Annotated in this window: 1 protein-coding gene; it reads left to right on the top strand. The window is 70.5% G+C overall.

Annotation, left to right across the window (positions count from 1 at the left end):
• On the top strand, nucleotides 1-570 hold a 570-nt coding region (locus AQJ66_RS36660; RefSeq protein WP_244163050.1), incomplete at both ends, for a COG1470 family protein.

Below are 570 nucleotides of genomic sequence, written 5' to 3'. Positions count from 1 at the left end.
GGCCTCCGCGACGGTGGATCCGGGTGGCAGTGCGCGTGTGCGGCTGCGGCTGCGGAACACCGGTGACGTGGTCGACGAGTACCGTTTCGAGCCGGTGGGGCCGGTCGCGCCGTGGACGACGGTCGAGCCTTCGTCGCTCCGTCTCTATCCGGGGACGACGGGTACGGTGGAGTTGACGTTCGCGCCGCCGCGGACGCCGGACGCGACGGCCGGTCCGAATCCGTACGCGGTGCGGATCACGCCGACGGAGCATCCGGAGGCGGTGACGGTTCCCGAGGGGAATCTGACGATCACGCCGTTCACCGAGGTGCGGGCGGAGCTGGTCCCGCCGACGGTGAAGGGGCGGTTCCGGGGGCGGCCCCGCCTGGCGGTCGACAACCTGGGCAACACGAAGCTCACCGCTTCGGTCAGCGGCAGCGACAACGGTGACCAGTTGTCGTACGACGTGCGTCCGAGCAATGTGCAGATCGAGCCGGGCCGGGCGGCGTTCGTGAAGGCGACGCTGAAGCCGCGGCGGATCATCTGGTTCGGGTCGAAGGAGCAGCGGCCGTACACGCTGTCGGTGCTCCG

This window comes from Streptomyces bungoensis (assembly GCF_001514215.1).
GTDB classification, from domain to species: Bacteria; Actinomycetota; Actinomycetes; order Streptomycetales; family Streptomycetaceae; genus Streptomyces; species Streptomyces bungoensis.
Note: the sequence above shows the minus strand (reverse complement) of the source record. Positions and strands in the feature narration are given on the sequence as shown.